Below are 18928 nucleotides of genomic sequence, written 5' to 3'. Positions count from 1 at the left end.
CGTCCGTTCGCTCGACTTGCATGTATTAGGCACGCCGCCAGCGTTCATCCTGAGCCAGGATCAAACTCTCCATAAAAATTATGATGTTTGATTAGCTCATAAATACTAAATAATGTTTGTAACTTATAGTTACGTTTTTGGAATTAACGTTGACATATTGTCATTCAGTTTTCAATGTTCGTTTGTCACTTACAAGATTTAATTATAACTCGTAAGTTTTTGAAAGTCAAGAATTATTTTTAATTATTTTATTTCTAAAAAATAAATTTCCTAACTCAATTAATTCAACAAATATTATTTTATTATGTATTTGTTCGAATTTCAATAGTCAAATTTACACTTTATTAATATTTTAAATCAACAACTTAAAACATTTGTTTTTTAAATATTAGTGCCGTTTGACGACTTTTATATAATATCAAGTTATTCTAGTAGAGTCAACATAAAACAACACTTATTTTTGTTTAAAAATTACTGTTGAAGGGATTATTTTCTATTCGTAAGTACTATATGTATTTAAAGTGTAATTCCTTACGCTTTTTACTTCAGTTTTACAAACAAACTTATCCTCACTTTATGGATAGTTATTTAGTAAACCTTCGTTTGAATATTTTTATGTTTATTTATAAAGGATACTAGTTATTAGTTACTACCACTTCCGTAGTTAGAATGTTCTTTTCTTCTATTTAAATATTTTTCAGAATAAGCATAAAAAAGAATGAGCATAAAAAAGAATGAGCATAAAAAAGAAGTTAAACAACTTTCATGTCGTTTAACTTCTTAAATATTACGCTTACTTATATGAAGTAAGCTAACGATTTTTTAATTTGTCATACTACCAAAGTTAAATTATTTATCTTGGCATTCTTTACAAACTCCATAAATTTCCATTCGATGATGTGTTACGTCAAAGTCAGTCATATGCTGAGCTAATCTTTCAATTTCATTTAACTGTGGATATTGAAAATCAACGATCTTACCACATTGTTCACATATAATATGATAATGATTATGTGTATTAAAGTCGAATCGACTTGATGAGTCTCCATATGTTAATTCTTTTACAATTCCAATATCTTTAAACACTCTTAAGTTATTATATATTGTCGCAACACTTATATTTGGAAAATCAGGTGAAAGTGCTTGATAAATTTCATCAGCTGTTGGATGAGTATGTGAAGAAATTAAATAACGTAATATTGCTTGTCTTTGAGGTGTAATTCTTACGCCTGCTTGTCGCAATGATGCAATTGATTCTTCTAGTTCATGTTCAATTGATTCTATTTCAACACTCATCTATATCACCATCTTTCTTATATAATAATTATTATTACTTACTATAAATATAACTGTAGTATTGCGCGCGTGTCAATATTTACATGATGATTTCATTTAATAGCCTTTTTTAGCATCGACTTCATTCTCAATTAGACCATTCTTATTGAGAAAATTAACTAGATTGTTTTTAAAAATATCTAATAAGTCATACTTTGCTTCATAATCATTACCAGTTATATGCGCTGTTATAGTTACATTATCCAATTCATATAATTCATGATTAGGTTTCAAAGGTTCATTTTCAAACACATCTAAATATGCATGTCGAATAACTCTACTTTTTAATACTTCTATTAAGAGCGCTTCTTTAACTATGCTACCTCGTCCTATATTTATAAAAAGAGCTTCATCTTTCATTAATTCAAAATGATTTTTCTTTAGTAAATGAATCGTTTCTTGCGTTTCTGGTAAAGCATTTATAACAATGTCAGCATTTGGTAATGTGCTTTCAAGTGATTCGATAGTATATATCTCATCAAACTCATGTTTGTTCTGACCTGACTTACTCAGACCAATTAAATTCATATTAAAAGCCTTTGCTAACTTCGCAGTTCTAGTAGCAATTGCACCTGTACCTAAAAATAAAACTGTTTGTCCTGAAAGGCGTTTACCAGTTATTTTCGAATCATATATATGTTGTCGTTGGTTATCATATGATAGTTTCATCTTTTTATAATCATCTAAAATGAAAGCTAAAATGTATTCAGATAATTGTTTAGCTTGAACACCTTTTCCGTTAGTTAAAAGTATGCCGTGATCTGCAATATAATCTAACGGTAATGTATTTACACCCGTTGCAAACCATGCGATCCATTTTAAATTTGGACAACGTCGTAAAAATGCCTCATTGATACCGCCATCATAACCAACTAATATATCTAAATCAGCCAAGTCACTCTCAGGTATTTCTGATGCTTTTTTATAAAATTTAAAATCTACATCTGAAAAGCGTTGTTGTAATTCAGTTTCAACTTCACGCATACGATTCAACCCAACAACTTTCATATATGTCACCCCAAAATGTTTTTAAGTTCTTCTATTTGTGTTTTAACCTTAACCTTCTCGATAACATCTAATACTTTACCTTGTTCATCTATTATAAAAGTCGTTCTTACAATGCCCATACTTTCTTTGCCAAATGATTTTTTTAACTGATATACGCTAGTTTCTTTAGCTAATTTAAAATCTTCATCTACTAATAAATCGAAATTCAATCCGTGCTTCTCAATAAAATTTTGGTGTTTTTTCTTTGAATCACCGCTTATACCATATACTGCAACATCTAAATCATTGAACATTTCTAAATTGTCTCTAAAGTCACAAGCTTCTGTGGTACAAGTAGGTGTATTATCTCTAGGATAAAAATATATAATCGCCTTTTTACCTTTTAATGTATCATTTGTAATGACAGTTCCGTCCTGATTTTCTAATTTAAATATTGGAAATTGTTCTCCTTTTTGCAACATATAATCACCTTTTTCTTCATTATAATAATTTTATGATACGATATTAGATGAAAATATTAAATTAAAAGAGGTTGATATAAATGAATTTTAGTGAAAGTGAACGTTTACAACAACTTTCAAACGAATATATTCTAGGCGGTGTCAATTCCCCTTCTCGTTCTTATAAAGCTGTAGGAGGCGGTGCACCTGTTGTTATGAAAGAAGGACACGGTGCATATTTATATGATGTCGATGGCAATAGATTTATTGATTACCTTCAAGCATACGGCCCAATTATTACGGGGCATGCACATCCTCATATTACTAAAGCAATTCAAGAACAAGCTGCTAAAGGTGTTTTATTTGGTACGCCGACTGAACTAGAAATTGAATTCAGCAAAAAATTACGTGATGCAATTCCATCTCTTGAGAAAATTCGCTTTGTAAATTCTGGAACAGAAGCAGTCATGACAACAATTCGTGTTGCACGTGCATATACTAAAAGAAATAAAATTATAAAATTTGCTGGATCTTATCATGGCCATTCTGATTTAGTATTGGTTGCAGCAGGTAGCGGCCCATCTCAGCTCGGTTCTCCAGATTCAGCTGGTGTTCCAGAAAGCGTCGCACGTGAAGTCATTACTGTTCCTTTCAATGATATTAACGCATATAAAGAAGCAATTGAATTTTGGGGTGATGAAATTGCCGCAGTATTAGTAGAACCAATTGTTGGTAACTTTGGAATGGTAATGCCTCAACCTGGATTTTTAGAAGAGGTTAATGAAATTTCACATAACAACGGGACACTAGTGATTTATGATGAAGTAATTACTGCATTCCGTTTTCATTACGGTGCCGCTCAAGACTTATTAGGTGTTATCCCTGATTTAACTGCATTTGGTAAAATTGTTGGCGGTGGTTTACCAATTGGAGGCTATGGTGGACGTCAAGATATTATGGAACAAGTAGCACCTCTAGGACCTGCATATCAAGCTGGTACAATGGCTGGTAATCCGTTATCTATGAAAGCAGGTATTGCATTACTCGAAGTACTAGAACAAGACGGTGTTTATGAAAAATTAGACAGCTTAGGCCAACAACTAGAAGAAGGTTTACTTAAATTAATCGAAAAACATAATATCACAGCTACAATTAATCGTATTTACGGATCTTTAACATTGTACTTTACAGATGAAAAAGTCACACATTATGATCAAGTTGAACATTCTGACGGCGAAGCGTTCGGTAAATTTTTCAAATTAATGTTAAATCAAGGTATCAATTTAGCACCTTCTAAGTTTGAAGCTTGGTTCTTAACAACTGAACATACAGAAGAAGATATTAAACAAACTTTAAAAGCTGCAGACTATGCTTTTAGTCAAATGAAATAACTTTTAAGGAAGTATATTTTTAATTGAATTAAAATAAAACAAATGCTCACATAGTAGATTCATTTTATATCGTTAACTATTAACGTTTAACTTGATATGTCACTATGTGAGTTTTTATTTTACAAATTTATACTCTTTTAATCTCTGACTAAAGTTTTACATCGCTATCAGTATTATGTATGATTTATTTTAACAACTATAAATAAGCTTGAATTTTGTAACTAGTAAGTGTATAACAGTAATGAATACGAATATTAGATATTCAATAAACTTAAAAGGGGCGTCATTATTTTTGAGACTAGGAGCTCGGATTTTTAAAACTGGTATAGCCATTATTTTAGCTATGTCTATCGCTTCTTTACTACCTGATGATGTTGGTCTGAAAGCCTTAGCTGGTGTCAGTGCTGTTGTTGCAATGCAACCTAGTATTTATCGTTCATTTAAAACAGTTTCTGATCAAGCATTAGGTAACATTATAGGTGCCATACTTTCTGTTACAATGGTAACAATTTTTAGCGATAATTTTATCATTATGGGTGTTACCGTCATAGTACTTATTGCTATTTTATTTAAATTTAATTTAGCACATGTTGCTACTTTGGCGAGTGTAACAGCATTAATCATTATGGGACAACATACCGGTTCTTTCTATATTACCGCCTTTTACAGGTTTGTACTTGTAATGATTGGTGTCATAAGTTCATCTCTAGTTAACTTTGTGTTTCTACCACCTAAATTTGAAACAAAAATTTACTATAATTCATTAAATATATCCTCAGATATTTTTATGTGGTTTAAATTAGTATTAAATGATACGACGGAGTTTAATAATATTAAACAAGATAGTCATAATTTAAAACAACGTGTCGAAAAGTTAGAGAAAATTTATGATTACTATAGCGAAGAACGTCCTATTACAAAAAAACATATTCACCAACAGAATAGAAAGAAAATACTTTTCAGAGAAGTAGTTCAGACGACTAGACAAGCTTATGAAGTATTAAACAAATTGTCGCGTTATCAAAACGACTTATATTTACTTAATAACAATTTCCTATTACAAATCAAATTAGATTTAGATTCATTAACTGCTTTTCACGAGCAAATTTTAGCTAGCCTTTCTAAAAAAGCACGTTATAATGTGACACATGTTGATTATGAGTTAGATAATCCGCAGAAAAAAGATTTATTGTCTACATTTCAGCATGAGTTAATAAATCATCCTTATCAAACGGAATATTCGTTTGCCAATGTTATGCAAATTGTTGCAGCCATCGAAGAGTATCGACACCATTTAGAGCATTTAGACCGCATAAGAATTAGCTTTTTCACATATCATAGATCTGATGCAGACATTGAAATTGTTGAAGAAGACTTTGATTTATAACATTAAAACAATTCCTGTAATTAATACCACAATGAGATAAAGTAATATTGAATCTCGAAATTAAATTTAAAAAAGCAGTAAGATTATTTTCAATGAAGAAATTCTCTTACTGCTTTTTCTCTGTTATGACCTCACCATCCTGTTACAAATCTTCCCTACAAAATTGTACTGAAGTCAAACAACTAATACTTTATAAGTTTTGAATGCTATATAAATGCTCGTAAGCACCTTGTTTTGCAATCAATTCACGATGCGTACCTGTTTCAACAATATGCCCATTTTCAATTACGACAATTTTGTCAGCATGTGTAATAGTAGACAAGCGATGCGCTACGATAAGTGTCGTTCGATCTTTACTCAACACATCTAATGCTTCTTGAATAATGGATTCACTTTCTAAATCAAGTGCACTTGTTGCTTCATCCAAGATAAGAATTGGTGGATTATTTAAAAATATTCTAGCAATCGATAATCTTTGTTTTTGACCACCTGATAATTTAACACCTCGTTCACCTACTTCAGTGTCATATCCTTGTGGCAAGTTCATAATAAAGTCATGTGCATTAGCCATTTTCGCCGCTTCAACTACTTCTTCATCTGTTGCTGTTGGACGACCAAGTAAAATATTTTCCTTAACTGTATCAGAGAATAAAATATTATCCTGTTGCACCAATCCTATTTGATTTCTTAAACTTCCCGTTAAAAAATCTTTAATGTTGTGACCATCTATTAAAATTTGCCCAGAAGTTACATCGTAAAATCTCGGTATTAAGTTAATTAATGTTGATTTACCACCACCACTCATACCTACGAAAGCAACTGTTTCTCCTTTTTCAATACTCAAATTAATATCTTTTAAAATTGGAGCTTCGTTATCGTTATATTGAAAACTAACATGATCAATATCAATACGACCTTGTTTAATTTCAATAGGTTGAGCACCAACACCATTTTTAATGTCATAATCTTCGTCAATTAATTGGAATACACGGTCCATTGAAGCAAAACTTTGCGTTAAAGTTGTAAATGATGCGACTAAACGACGTAAAGGCCCGAACAATAACTCCAAGTATCCAACAAATGCTGCAAGTGTACCTACTGTGATTGATCCAGAAATAGCAAGATATGCACCAACACCGATGACAATTATTGGTCCAATATCTGTAACTGTATTAATTGCGGCAAAGGAATAGGCATTCCATCTTGTATGTTTCAACGCACGTGTTAAGAAATTAGCGTTCTTTTTATCAAAGTTTTTCGCTTCATTGTCTTCAATCGCAAAACTTTTAACGACTGAAATACCTTGAACACGTTCATGCAAGAACCCTTGAACCTCAGCTAATGCTTGAGATCTTTCACGCGTCAATTTTCTTAATCTTCCAAAGAAAACGTACACCGTTAAAATGTAAAATGGGAAGATAAACAGTGCTGCTAAAGTCAATTTCACATCTAAAAAGAACATTATGGATAGTGCAATAATAATTGTTATACAATCTAACCAAATATTCATTAACCCGGTTAAAATGAAATCTTTTGTTTGTTCAACATCATTAATCACTCTAGATATTACTTGACCTACTTGATTATTAGCATAAAATCTCGCACTTAAAGCTTGTAAATGGTTGTATAACTTTTTACGTATATCATACAATATTTTATTACTTGTCCATTGCGCCAAATATTGACGTATAAATTCAATTGGTGGTCTCACTATTACAAAAATAAATAATGCGATACCAATGGCAATAGTTAAATGATGAACTTTTTCATCAGTCGTTAGTGCGTGGTTATTAATCACACCATCTATTGCATATTTAATTAAAAGTGGTATAAGCATTGGTATACCAAACTTAATTATCCCAACAATAATCGTTGCAAAAATACGATATTTGTACGGCTTAACAAATTGCAAATATCGTTTAATCATACAATCCCCCCTAATCAATTGCCCTATCCTATTCATAAGTATAAAAATGAATAGAGGTTGGATACATAATTTGTAGATGTAAATTCTTCTTACAATTTACATTTTTAAAATTAAGATATCTCAACCTCTGTCATATTCATGTGATTAAATACGTTGTCTTATTCGTATGTTATATTCTATTCAATTTAATCTATGGATACTGTGTCCCCACACGACAGCAAAAGTTATCATACTTCTTTACATCACTAAGTCAATATAAATGATTTAATCAGTATTTACACTTTATTTGCTTAATATTGTCTAATTTTTTTGTAACGTTCTTTCCAAACTTTGATAAAATCTGGCGCGAATGGGCCCTTCTTCTGTTCTATCCATTGTTGAAGAATGTCCACGTTGCGTCTTAAAATAATATCAATATCATGCGGATAATTCATTTGATTCATATGTTGCTCATATTCATCTTCATCTAATAAATGATACTTTCCGTTTGGATATACTTTAATATCTAAATCATAGTCTATATATTTTAATGCCTCTTCATCACAAACAAATGGTGATGACAAATTGCAATAGTAATAAATTCCATCTTCTCTAAACATGCAGATAACATTAAACCAATATTCTGAGTGAAAGTAAACAATTGCCGGTTCACGTGTTATCCAAGTTCTTCCGTCACTTTCAGTTACTAACGTATGATCATTGCCACCAATGACAACATGATCAGTACCCTTTAATATTGTTGTTTCAGACCAAACGCGATGAATCTTACCATCATGTTTATAACTCTGAATTTTAATGTTTTCCCCTTCTTTAGGTATGGATTCTCTGACCATACTCCACACCACCTTCTGTTAATTTAACCATTATAAATTATAGCATATTTCAGAAATAGTATTATATAAATACATATTTTTACGAAATAAGATTTTACTACTTAATGATTAAACTCGGTAATATTGCTAAGTACTACAACAGAGATTTACATGTCCCATTTAAAGTATATAAAATCATCACTTTTATATATCAACACTTTAACTTTTTGACATTGTTATTCTATGAGATTTAAAGATATCATTTATACATTTTTAAAATTAATGTCACTATATTTTTCGATAATCTTATCAATCATCGAATGTTACCCATTTATAAATTGATAAATCTTTGACATAGGTACAGGGAATGTATATTGATCTCGATCACTTAAATCAAACCAAATCATGTCATCTGGTAATGTTTCAATGTTAATTGTTCCTGAAACGGCGTATACCTTTATCTTCCATGTTAAATGAGTAAATTGATGCTTCAACTCAAAAATAGGTGTTTCTACTGGTTGAATGTCATGACCGATTTTTTCAGTCATTTCACGTCTAGCATGCTCACTTTCAAACATAGGAAATTGCCACATACCATGCAATAATTTTTCGCTACGCTTTTGCAACAGATATTGACCTTGATTATTTCTAATTAAAAAGACGGATTGCTCAATTACTTTTTTACTTACATTTTTAGATTTAACAGGTAACTTTTCAAATGTACCTTTATCAAATGCCTCACAGTTTTCTTGAACTGGACAAAATAAGCATAATGGATTTTTCGGTGTACAAATTAATGCCCCTAATTCCATCATAGCTTGATTAAACGTTCCAGATTCTGTAGTAACATACGGTAATAATTCTTGTTCGTACGATTTCCTCGTCGATTGTAATTTAATATCTCGATAGTCATCATTCAATCTAGACCATACTCGAAAAACATTTCCGTCTACAGTTGCTAGTGGTACATTATATGCAATGCTCATTACTGCAGCTTGTGTGTATGGGCCAACACCTTTTAACGCTTTAAATTGATCAGGATCTTTGGGAACTAAGCCTTCATATTTATCATGAACTTCTTTAATAGCCGTATGAAAATTTCGAGCTCTACTATAATATCCTAAGCCTTCCCAGTACTTTAACACTTCATCTTCCGAAGCTTGACTCAAAACTTCCACAGTTGGAAATCGTTCAACAAAACGATGATAATAGTCAATAACTGTTTTAACTTGTGTCTGTTGTAACATGACTTCACTTAACCAAATATAATACGGATTGGTCGTTTGTCGCCATGGCATTTCTCTTTGATTTTCATCAAACCAGTGTATCAAATTTTCTTTAAAACTAGACTGCTGATACATTTATAAAACCCTTTCCTCACCAAAATTAATTGTCTTTACTCATAATGTTTTTATTGTACATTAAAATCATGGTTAGTATGTAAGTTAATTTAGTTATTTGCGAAATTGGATTATAATAGTATATATAATATTATGAAATGAGTGAACTGATATGGACACTGCAACACATATCGCAATTGGGGTGGGCCTTACAGCACTTGCAACTCAAGATCCAGCAATGGCTTCTACGTTCGGTGCAACAGCTACAACCCTTATCGTTGGTTCATTAATTCCTGATGGGGATACTGTTCTTAAATTAAAGGACAATGCAACATATATTTCGCATCATAGAGGTATCACGCATTCCATCCCTTTCACAATACTATGGCCAATTTTAATTACATTTTTAATATTCACGTTCTTTAGTGGAACCAACCCATTTCATGTATGGATGTGGGCTCAGCTCGCAGTATTTTTACATGTCTTTGTAGATATATTCAATTCTTATGGTACACAAGCACTTAGACCTATCACAAACAAATGGATTCAATTAAGTGTGATTAACACATTTGACCCTATTATTTTCACAGTTCTTTGTATTGGTATTGTATTATGGGTTATAGGCTTGCATCCATTTGCAGTCTTCTTTCCTATAATCGCTTTACTAATCATTTATTACATGATTCGTTTTAAAATGAGAGCCGTAATTAAGCAACAAGCTTTAAAAGCAATTCAACAAGAGCATCACCCTGTTAAAGTATTTGTTGCGCCAACAATAAAATTTATGGAATGGCGTGTCGCGATACAAACTGATGCACATGACTATGTTGGAAAAGCATATGGTAGGAATGTGGTGTTTAGTGATAAAGTGGAACGTCAAACATTATCAACAGACTCCATTTTATGGAAAGTCAAAGGTAATAAAGATATACGTACTTTTTTAAACTTTTCATCAATCTATCGTTGGCAAACAACAACGTTAGCAGATGGTTCTACTGAAATTCGTTTGATTGATTTGCGTTATTTAAAAAATGATCATTATTCATTTGTGGCAATTGCACATGTAACAAACGATAATGTCATAGACCACTCTTATATTGGCTGGGTTTTTACAGAAGATAAGTTACAACGTAAACTGTATGCTAAATAATTTCAAGTTATTATTCACTAAAGTTAATCTATAAAAAATGAACAACCGGGCAGAATAAAAATCAAAACGATTTTTACTCTGTCCGGTTTTTTAATGTAAAACTATGAATGCTTTTACAAAACCTAAAATTTATATTGTCGCTAACAAACTACCTTTAATGACTCGAAATATCAAAATCAGTATAGGAAAACGATATCTAGATTATATTCTAATTGTTTCTGATTCTAACAGATTAATTTACACAACAGGTCAGCTAAACATCATGAAGAAGTATCCGCCTCGTCTGTACTATCATTTGAAACATCTTGTTGATTATCAGTTTGTGTCACTTTAGATGTTTTATTATAAATTGCGTGTGTCGTATACCTTGCTAATACGAAATTTACTGCAGCTATTAAACATAAGAATAAAATAAAGTAAAAATGATATGGAATGTTTTCCATACTTGATATACCAAATATGATAGATTGTGCTATACCATTAACAATGTAATACATTGGATTCAGCATTAGGATGTGATTGATAAATACATGATTAGGATTTGGTATGAAAATAATTGGTAACAATAAGAAACACAATACACAAATCCCATAAAATATGATATTTATTTTTTCAGTTAATAGTCGAATAAGACCAAAAGTAACTGATATTAATCCTACAAAAATAGTTGCCATCACAATAAAATAGAATAGCGCTATATACGATGTTTCGAAGTTTACTGGTTTAACCAATGCACTAATCATCGTCAAAATGACTAGCATAATAAAACTTAAAATAGACATAATAACTACTGGCGTCGCTGCGGAAATATTAAATAACTTAGTAACTAAAAAGTCATTCATATAATGATGATAAGAGATATAAATTGTGAACATCAATACCGCAAAAACAATCAATGCAATAATTCTAAATAACCATCGCACCTCTTTAACATCGGTCAAATGACTAAAGGAAAATAGCGTTTCACTGGCAATAATAAGTATTAAACATGCAGCTAATACGATTAGAAAACTTTTCCAACTTTGTTTAAAACGTTCTGTTACATACCTTTTAGTATGCGGTAAGTTTTTAAAATATAAAATAATATTAACTAGCATCTTTACACCTACAATTCAATATAAATCCATTTGTCTTCTTTCAAATTGGCAATACAATATCCATTCCCAACTTTAGTAATCCAAATGTTATTGTTAATATTAAACTTATCTTTTAATTCTTTTTTATCTACAATTGGATAAACAAAACCGTATAACTGATTATTATCATTGAAAAGTAATTGTATCGGTTGTTGTGTAACGGATGCAACGAAACGGTTATCATCATCAGGAACTAAAGTTTTAATAACTGAACTATGCTTTTTATGTAATTGACTGTTAAAGTATGCATAGTAATTACTATAATTTGATTTCATATATGGCGCTAATTTTTTAAAACTATGCGTTTGATATAAACCTGCCGGGTTAAAATATTCTAATTTATCTTTACTAACATAGTAAGTCTTATTATCGGCGGTAACACGATAATTTTTACTATTTTCGCCAGTAATTGTAACTACACTATATTTTGGAATTGTGACTTGTTTATCCCCTTGCATATCCACACTGCCATTAAAAGCAATTCCATAAGCTAACTTTTCGCCATATGGATCTTTATTTTCATTTTGCATCGTAGCACGATTCGTAAAATCTGTTATCGAAATAATTCCTATATTATTGAAAATGAGCAACATCATCAATGCTAAGCCTAGAATAGTACCTGAGGCTAAAGTCCAAAAACGCACTAAAAACTTAGGCGGCTTTGCATGATTATAGCGCTCAACACGTTTGAAATTATAGGTCATCTCTGGTATTCTTGTACGATTCTTTTTCCAATCTAAATCAAAGTTTTCAATTTCTTCTTTTGAGTTTAGACTTAATCGATCACGTTCATGTTCTTTAAAAGATGGAATAACTTGTTTAAGTGACCCTTCCATTCTTAATTGACCATGTGAAAACCAAGCTATATAGTTACTCACTTGTGAAATTTTATCAATATCATCACCAATTGACACAATCGTTAAATTATTTTCAATATAATCATTTGTTAATTCAATCGCACGTTCTATAAATTGTGGTGTTAAATAGTCAATAACATGATTTAAAATAATAATATTTGATTTTGATGAGCGTGCAATACTTAATAGTAATTGAGCGTATGCCGCTTTCGAAATATGGTTAACCGGCTTCGTTTTATAATCGCCTAAATGTGCATATTGAATAATCTGTTCAGCTTTATGATCATTAATTTCATATGGAAATAGTTGAACTAACTGCGCTGTGTAAGCTTCAACAGTTTGATGAATTGACGATTGATCTTCAATATATCCGTAGAACAAATCTTCAGTACAAACTACTTTACCTTTATCAGGTTTAATTGCACCTGCCAACAATTGACCTACCAATGCTTTGGAAGATTCAGGTTCACCAATTATACCTAATGCTTCTCCTTGATAAATATGTAAACTAATATTGTTTAAATCGATATCTTCAGCATCATATCCAAAAGGTAAATACCATTTCTTATTCTGTTTATTCCTATAGTAGTGTGTTACTTTTAGTAACTTTAAAACAATTGAACTTCCCATCTATTTTCATCCTTCTATAATTGTAATAACGCTATAGGTAAGCCTTCTTCGGGTTCATCGCTATTAAATCTAAACCCCCACGCAAAAATACCTTTTAATCTTTCTACTTTAAAATATTGATTACTGCCATCAGTCAGTTTATAAATTTTACCAATTTCTATCTTTTTTCTGTCTACTAAGTAACTTTCGGCAACAATTACTTTACTTTGATAAACGTCATATTCATTTAAAATACCATTCATCTCAGCTTTTCTCATTTTCTCTTTATAAAGTTGTATTTCGTGTCTTAATTCTGGCTCAGACATTTCACTCAATTTCTTCTGTTCCATCGGCAATACCACTTTCTTCTAATTTAGCTTTAATTTTATCATATTTATATCCTTTTCTCATAAGGCCTTCGATAGTTTTTGAAATTAATTTCTGTTGCGTGTACTTCTTTCGATTTTTATTATAAATTTTTTCTAAATCTCGTTGTAATAAATCGTCTAAAACCGCTTCATCTTGTGTAAAATCCATTTCATTCAATACAGCATGAATGGTTTCCATTTCAAACCCTTTTTGAATTAAAGATTGCATTACTTTTTCTTTAACCTTATTTTGTGGCCCTTTTTTTGTTTTAGATATTTTTTCAGCAATTTGGATAATATCATCAAGTTCCTGTTGTTCTCTATAAAGTTCTGTAAACATTTCAATGATATTTGGTTCTATACCAAGTTGATATAGTTTTTGTTGATAAATTTTAGGTCCTTTATCTGTCGTGCGAATCATTGTATTTTTTAAACTTTCCGCATAATCTTGATGGTCGATTAACTTTTCGCGATAACAATATTCAATCACTTCAGAAATCGCTTGCTCTGATATCTCTTCTTTTTGTAAATATAGTATAACTTCTTTTTCAGTTCTCTTTTTATATGATAAATATTGGATTGCTTTATTTAAACCTATGCGATAATGATCATACTTTTGAATCTCTGCCATATCAGCAGCTTCAAGTTGTTGCCCTTTTTTTAAATTAAATTTGACTAATGTATCGATATCTATACCCATTTCAAATTGTTCGTCTAAAAAAAGATTAAAACGTTCTTTGTTTTTCTTTTGAACTTCTATTTTAGTAATCTTCGGCACTGGATCACCCCGTTACTTTCTCAAGTTTTAATACAATACTCTTTTATTATTCAATAAGCCACTTCCTATAGCAAATGTTTAACTTTAAATATTTTTCGATGCTAACAAAAAATCACACTATCATCTTTTAAAATGAAAGTGTGATTACAAGCAAATCTGTAAAATTTATTAAGCAGAAACAATTCAACTTTATCATTATGACATTTCAATTAAACCTTCTACATTATTGTTCCAAGTATCTTACACATAAATGCAAGTATTTAACGATTTAATTGTGACATAGCCTGTTGATATTGTGCTTCATTGATATAATTTTGTTGCTTCATTTTTTCTAAGTTCGTGCTTACACGTTGCGTAAAATTCTCAGACATATTATTGATATTATATACGCTAGGTGCATTGACTTTACTAGCTAAAATAGCGCTTTGTAAAACTGTAATGTGAGACATTGTTGTACTATTTTTATTCACGGTTGTTCCAAAGTAATGGTTTGCTGCGCCCTCAAGCGTATATTGATTATCCCCAAAGTAAATATTATTTAAATAAAAGCTTAAAATTTCGTTCTTATTATATTGTTTTTCAACTCGATGAGCTACAAATAATTCTTTTACTTTTCTAGTAAATGAACGATCATTATCATAAAAATAATTTTTGACAACTTGTTGTGTAATGGTACTACCACCTTGCACATCTCTGTCGCTAATCGTTGAAAATAAGGCTCTAGTTGTACCTTTCAAATCGAATCCATGATGATTGTAGAATCGTTCATCTTCCATTGAAATAAAGGCACCTTTAACATACTCTGGCATGTTATCAGCTGACACAAAACTACTTTTATTTTCAATTTTTCTTAGTTCATCCACATTATCGCGTGTAGATAAAAAATACATGATACCAATAAACAATGCGATAATGATTAGAATGGTTAATAATATTTTCAATAGTATTCGTTTACTTTTTTTCTTTTTCGGCGGTTTGCCAACTGGTTGATAATACGTATTATAGTGAGGTTCGTGTTTCATATGCTCAAAATGTTCATTTGAGTTTGAGTACCTATCGCTTCTTTTCATGCGTTTGCTCCTTCTTTTAAAACTCACTTAGTATATAACTTGAGTTTACCAGTACTATCACAAATAGGCTACACTTTTTGGGAAAATCAGTCCAAGGGCTTACAATCGTATACGCCATCATACTTACTTTTTTGTTTTTTGAAAAGATTATAGATAAATCATTGCGATTTTAAATATTAATCATGTCAAATATTGTTATATTTTATAAAAATAAAAGACCATCCCTATTAAATGCCAATAGAGACGACCTTTTATTTGTTATTCATTTTTTAAAACTAAAATCCATATTTCATTTCAAACGAAAATATATAAATTTTAACAATTGATAACCGCAATACTCTATTGTAATTGCTTAACGATTTCTCGATTAAAATCATCTAAATCGTCTGGTACTCGACTTGTTACAATATTGTTGTCTACAACTACTGACTCATCAACTACATGTGCGCCTGCATTTGATAAATCTTTGCGTACATTTAATACTGCTGTTAACGTACGACCTTTTAAATCGTTTGTATCTATTAGTATTTGTGGCCCATGACAAATGGCAAATGTTGGTACATCATTTTTAGTAAAGTATTTAGCAAATGTGCCATATCGACCTTCTGTATCTCCACGTAAATGGTCTGGTGAAAATCCTCCAGGAATTAATAATGCATCATAATCTTCTGGTTTAGCTTCTGCAATGCCTACATCGACAGTAACTTTTTCACCGTGTTTACCAACAACTTCACTATTTGCAGTATCTCCAATCACTACAGTATTAAAGCCAGCATTCTCTAATGCCTCTTTAGGACTTGAATATTCTATATCTTCAAATTCGTTTGCTAGAATAATTGCTACTTTTTTAGTCATTGAAAATCACCTTTCTATATATCATTGATATAAATACTATAGACAAGTAAATCAATGATTAAACATACAAGATATAAAAATATTAAGCGACTGTCACGATATCTAACTCTAACACATCTTATGTGGCATTTACTTAGATACTAATTTAACCTTTTCTTCAAGCTGATCTAACAATCCAATCCATTCATCTATGTCTTCAACACGTACTTCATCAGGATTTACATGATCGATATCCTCAATAAACTTATTTAAACGCGCTTTTATCTGTTCGATTGTTTGCTGTTCATTCATAAAAAGTTAACTCCTTTTATTTTGTTTTCTTTTTCATTATTATCCTAACAGAAATTGCGTTAAAGCGATATAATCTTAGCTATATTTATGACATTCAAATTATTTTGACTTTTAAAAATCCCCTTTTCAATTAACTAAAATTAAGAGATAATTTGTTACGAGTGATAATACGAAGTGGTATCATACCGATATGAACCAAATAGAAAGAAGGAAGTTTAAGACGATGAATAGCGTCAAATTGAAGCAACCTGTTAGCATTCACAATGATCCATGGGAAGCATATAACGATGTTAAAGAACATGGCCAATTAACTTTAAGTAACATCGAATTTACAACTACAAATCTTTGTAATATGCGTTGTAGCCACTGTGCAGTTGGTTATACTTTACAAACTGTCGACCCCGAGCCTTTAGATATGGACTTAATTTATCGTAGACTTGATGAAATTCCAAATCTGCGAACGATGTCAATTACAGGTGGCGAACCAATGTTTTCTAAAAAGTCTATTAGAAATGTTGTTAAACCTCTATTAAAGTATGCACATAATCGAGGTATATATACACAAATGAATTCAAACCTAACATTGCCTCAAGATCGTTATTTAGATATTGCTGAATATATCGATGTTATGCATATCTCACATAACTGGGGAACAACTGATGAATTCGCAAATGTTGGCTTTGGCGCAATGAAGAAGCAACCACCGTTAAAAGCTAAGTTAAAATTATATGAACAAATGATTTCGAATGCACGTACATTATCAGAACAAGGAATGTTTGTATCTGCGGAAACAATGCTCAATCAAAGTACGCTACCACATTTACGAAAAATACATCAAGAAGTCGTTCATGATATGAAATGTAGCAGACACGAGATTCACCCTATGTATCCAGCTGACTTTGCAAGTCAATTAAATGTGTTAACTCTAGCGGAAATAAAAAAGACAATTCATGATATATTGGATTTCAGAGATGAAAATATTTGGATGTTATTTGGTACTTTGCCTGTGTTTCCATGCTTAAAAGATGATGAAGATCAAAAGTTACTATCACGTTTAAGAACTGCTAAAAATGTAACGACTAGAAATGACCCGGATGGCCGTAGTCGTTTAAATGTCAATGTATTTACAGGTAATGTAATCGTAACTGATTTCGGAGATGAAACAGGTACAATTTCGAATATACAAAAAGATAAATTAACAGATGTATTTGATAAATGGTTATCCTCTGATCTTGCTAAATCATTAAATTGTCATTGTTCTGAGTTTAGTTGTTTAGGACCAAATGTTCTTGTTAAAAATATGTACTATCCGAATATGGATTTTAAAGATAATGAGCTTCATATGCACAAACAACCACAAATTATACAATTTTAAAAACGCTTAATTATGCGGAGAAGCACTTTATCGATAAGTAGTCTCCGCATATTTTAATGCTATTACAAAATAAAAAACCATTAATCGCTGGCAGCACTCTACTTAAACAATAAAGGTCATTTAATAGGACCAATAGTCTATAATAAAAGGGTTAAATTTTAACTAAAAGCATAAATGTACATAATCAAAAAGACAGATTGCAGGTGGAATATTCGAACATAACAGTTCAATTCATCCTTAACAATCTGTCTTTATATTTTTAGTCTCTAATATGTTGCACTTGAGCTAAATATTCAATTGTTTGTTTACTTTCAATGCGACGTGCTTTTCTTCGTTCAACACGTTGTGGTGCTGTATCATAAAACCATTTTTCAACATCATCTTCTGGATATACTCCAGGTACATGTTTAGGCTTCCCATCATCATCTAACGCAACAAATGTTAAGTAACTTAATGCAGCTAAATCATGCTTGTTATTAAATACATCGTCAATTCTAATTTGAACGACCACTTCCATCGAACTTGTCCCAGCGTATGAAACCATCGCTACGTATTGTAATATGTCCCCTGTTTTAATCGGCTTTAAGAAATCTACTGAGTCTGTAGATGCAGTAACTACTTGCGCACCAGCATGTTTCATAGCTGTGATTGCTGCAATTTCATCAATATTAGCCATCAATGTACCACCAAACATTGTATGATGGTGATTCGTATCTTGAGGGAAAACTTGTCTATTTTTATAACATTTTGATTCTGACATAGATTTCATTGGTCTGTCCTGATTTGTCATTATTTTATC

The 18928-nt window shown here is 31.0% G+C and carries 18 protein-coding genes and 1 rRNA gene; 4 read left to right on the top strand and 15 right to left on the bottom strand.

The annotated features are described in order from the left end of the window. From ACXQH5_RS09410 to ACXQH5_RS09395, 4 genes are all read right to left on the bottom strand, one after another. Positions 1-76 (bottom strand): 16S ribosomal RNA (locus ACXQH5_RS09410); the annotation flags it as partial. A 773-nt stretch (positions 77-849) separates the two neighbouring features. Further along, positions 850-1296, bottom strand: coding sequence for a peroxide-responsive transcriptional repressor PerR (gene perR / locus ACXQH5_RS09405; protein ID WP_000110011.1), 447 nt, complete (start codon positions 1294-1296; stop codon positions 850-852). A 96-nt stretch (positions 1297-1392) separates the two neighbouring features. Then, positions 1393-2343 carry a phosphoglycerate dehydrogenase gene (locus tag ACXQH5_RS09400; protein WP_000869459.1) on the bottom strand — a complete coding sequence of 317 codons (951 nt, stop codon included), beginning with the start codon at positions 2341-2343 and terminating at the stop codon, positions 1393-1395. Between the two features lie 5 nt (positions 2344-2348). Next, positions 2349-2804, bottom strand: coding sequence for a peroxiredoxin (locus ACXQH5_RS09395; RefSeq protein ID WP_000939522.1), 456 nt, complete (start codon positions 2802-2804; stop codon positions 2349-2351). 80 nt (positions 2805-2884) lie between these two features. On the opposite strand from ACXQH5_RS09395, the gene ACXQH5_RS09390 reads away from it, so the two are divergent. Further along, positions 2885-4174, top strand: coding sequence for a glutamate-1-semialdehyde 2,1-aminomutase (locus ACXQH5_RS09390; RefSeq protein ID WP_001011611.1), 1290 nt, complete (start codon positions 2885-2887; stop codon positions 4172-4174). 292 nt (positions 4175-4466) lie between these two features. Next, complete coding sequence (locus ACXQH5_RS09385; RefSeq protein WP_001236371.1) at positions 4467-5561, top strand: FUSC family protein; 1095 nt, start codon at positions 4467-4469, stop codon at positions 5559-5561. A gap of 190 nt (positions 5562-5751) precedes the next feature. Here ACXQH5_RS09385 and ACXQH5_RS09380 read toward each other — a convergent pair whose 3' ends face one another. From ACXQH5_RS09380 to mutY, 3 genes are all read right to left on the bottom strand, one after another. Next, positions 5752-7488, bottom strand: a complete 1737-nt coding sequence (locus ACXQH5_RS09380) for an SAV1866 family putative multidrug efflux ABC transporter (protein WP_000597233.1) — start codon at positions 7486-7488, stop codon at positions 5752-5754. A 290-nt stretch (positions 7489-7778) separates the two neighbouring features. After that, positions 7779-8321: a nucleoside tri-diphosphate phosphatase gene (gene ntdP, locus ACXQH5_RS09375; RefSeq protein WP_000251253.1), complete on the bottom strand. Its 543-nt coding sequence runs from the start codon at positions 8319-8321 to the stop codon at positions 7779-7781. A gap of 302 nt (positions 8322-8623) precedes the next feature. Then, positions 8624-9661 carry an A/G-specific adenine glycosylase gene (gene mutY, locus ACXQH5_RS09370; protein ID WP_000284757.1) on the bottom strand — a complete coding sequence of 346 codons (1038 nt, stop codon included), beginning with the start codon at positions 9659-9661 and terminating at the stop codon, positions 8624-8626. A 151-nt stretch (positions 9662-9812) separates the two neighbouring features. On the opposite strand from mutY, the gene ACXQH5_RS09365 reads away from it, so the two are divergent. Beyond that, entirely contained in the window at positions 9813-10790 is a 978-nt protein-coding gene (locus ACXQH5_RS09365; protein WP_000379098.1) for a metal-dependent hydrolase, read from the top strand. A gap of 260 nt (positions 10791-11050) precedes the next feature. Here ACXQH5_RS09365 and ACXQH5_RS09360 read toward each other — a convergent pair whose 3' ends face one another. The 7 genes from ACXQH5_RS09360 to ACXQH5_RS09330 all read right to left on the bottom strand — a co-directional run bounded on the left by ACXQH5_RS09360 (position 11051) and on the right by ACXQH5_RS09330 (position 16754). After that, the gene (locus tag ACXQH5_RS09360) at positions 11051-11887 is read right to left on the bottom strand and encodes a hypothetical protein (RefSeq protein WP_000960806.1); all 837 of its coding nucleotides are present in this window, start codon (positions 11885-11887) and stop codon (positions 11051-11053) included. Between the two features lie 8 nt (positions 11888-11895). Further along, positions 11896-13413 carry an ABC transporter ATP-binding protein gene (locus ACXQH5_RS09355; RefSeq protein ID WP_000535839.1) on the bottom strand — a complete coding sequence of 506 codons (1518 nt, stop codon included), beginning with the start codon at positions 13411-13413 and terminating at the stop codon, positions 11896-11898. A 14-nt stretch (positions 13414-13427) separates the two neighbouring features. Further along, positions 13428-13742, bottom strand: coding sequence for a YfhH family protein (locus ACXQH5_RS09350; RefSeq protein ID WP_000435806.1), 315 nt, complete (start codon positions 13740-13742; stop codon positions 13428-13430). Then, on the bottom strand, positions 13720-14538 hold the full coding sequence (recX, locus tag ACXQH5_RS09345) for a recombination regulator RecX (RefSeq protein WP_001124417.1): 819 nt from the start codon (positions 14536-14538) through the stop codon (positions 13720-13722). The genes ACXQH5_RS09350 and recX overlap by 23 nt, the downstream gene beginning before the upstream one ends. A gap of 260 nt (positions 14539-14798) precedes the next feature. Next, on the bottom strand, positions 14799-15608 hold the full coding sequence (gene sgtB, locus ACXQH5_RS09340) for a monofunctional peptidoglycan glycosyltransferase SgtB (RefSeq protein WP_000830379.1): 810 nt from the start codon (positions 15606-15608) through the stop codon (positions 14799-14801). 339 nt (positions 15609-15947) lie between these two features. Beyond that, a complete protein-coding gene (locus tag ACXQH5_RS09335) occupies positions 15948-16463 on the bottom strand; it encodes a type 1 glutamine amidotransferase domain-containing protein (protein WP_000163284.1) in 516 nt (171 codons plus the stop codon). A 129-nt stretch (positions 16464-16592) separates the two neighbouring features. Then, positions 16593-16754, bottom strand: coding sequence for an SE1561 family protein (locus ACXQH5_RS09330; RefSeq protein ID WP_001005407.1), 162 nt, complete (start codon positions 16752-16754; stop codon positions 16593-16595). A 223-nt stretch (positions 16755-16977) separates the two neighbouring features. On the opposite strand from ACXQH5_RS09330, the gene yfkAB reads away from it, so the two are divergent. Continuing rightward, positions 16978-18129, top strand: a complete 1152-nt coding sequence (yfkAB, locus tag ACXQH5_RS09325; RefSeq protein WP_001089601.1) for a radical SAM/CxCxxxxC motif protein YfkAB — start codon at positions 16978-16980, stop codon at positions 18127-18129. Between the two features lie 259 nt (positions 18130-18388). Here yfkAB and ACXQH5_RS09320 read toward each other — a convergent pair whose 3' ends face one another. Beyond that, positions 18389-18919 (bottom strand): acyl-CoA thioesterase, encoded by a 531-nt coding sequence (locus ACXQH5_RS09320; protein WP_000184381.1) that lies wholly within the window; start codon positions 18917-18919, stop codon positions 18389-18391. Positions 18920-18928: the final 9 nt, after the last annotated feature.

It is taken from the genome of Staphylococcus sp. SA22, assembly GCF_054165785.1.
The sequence above is the reverse complement of the archived record's forward strand: the minus strand, read 5'-3'. Positions and strand labels throughout refer to the sequence as shown.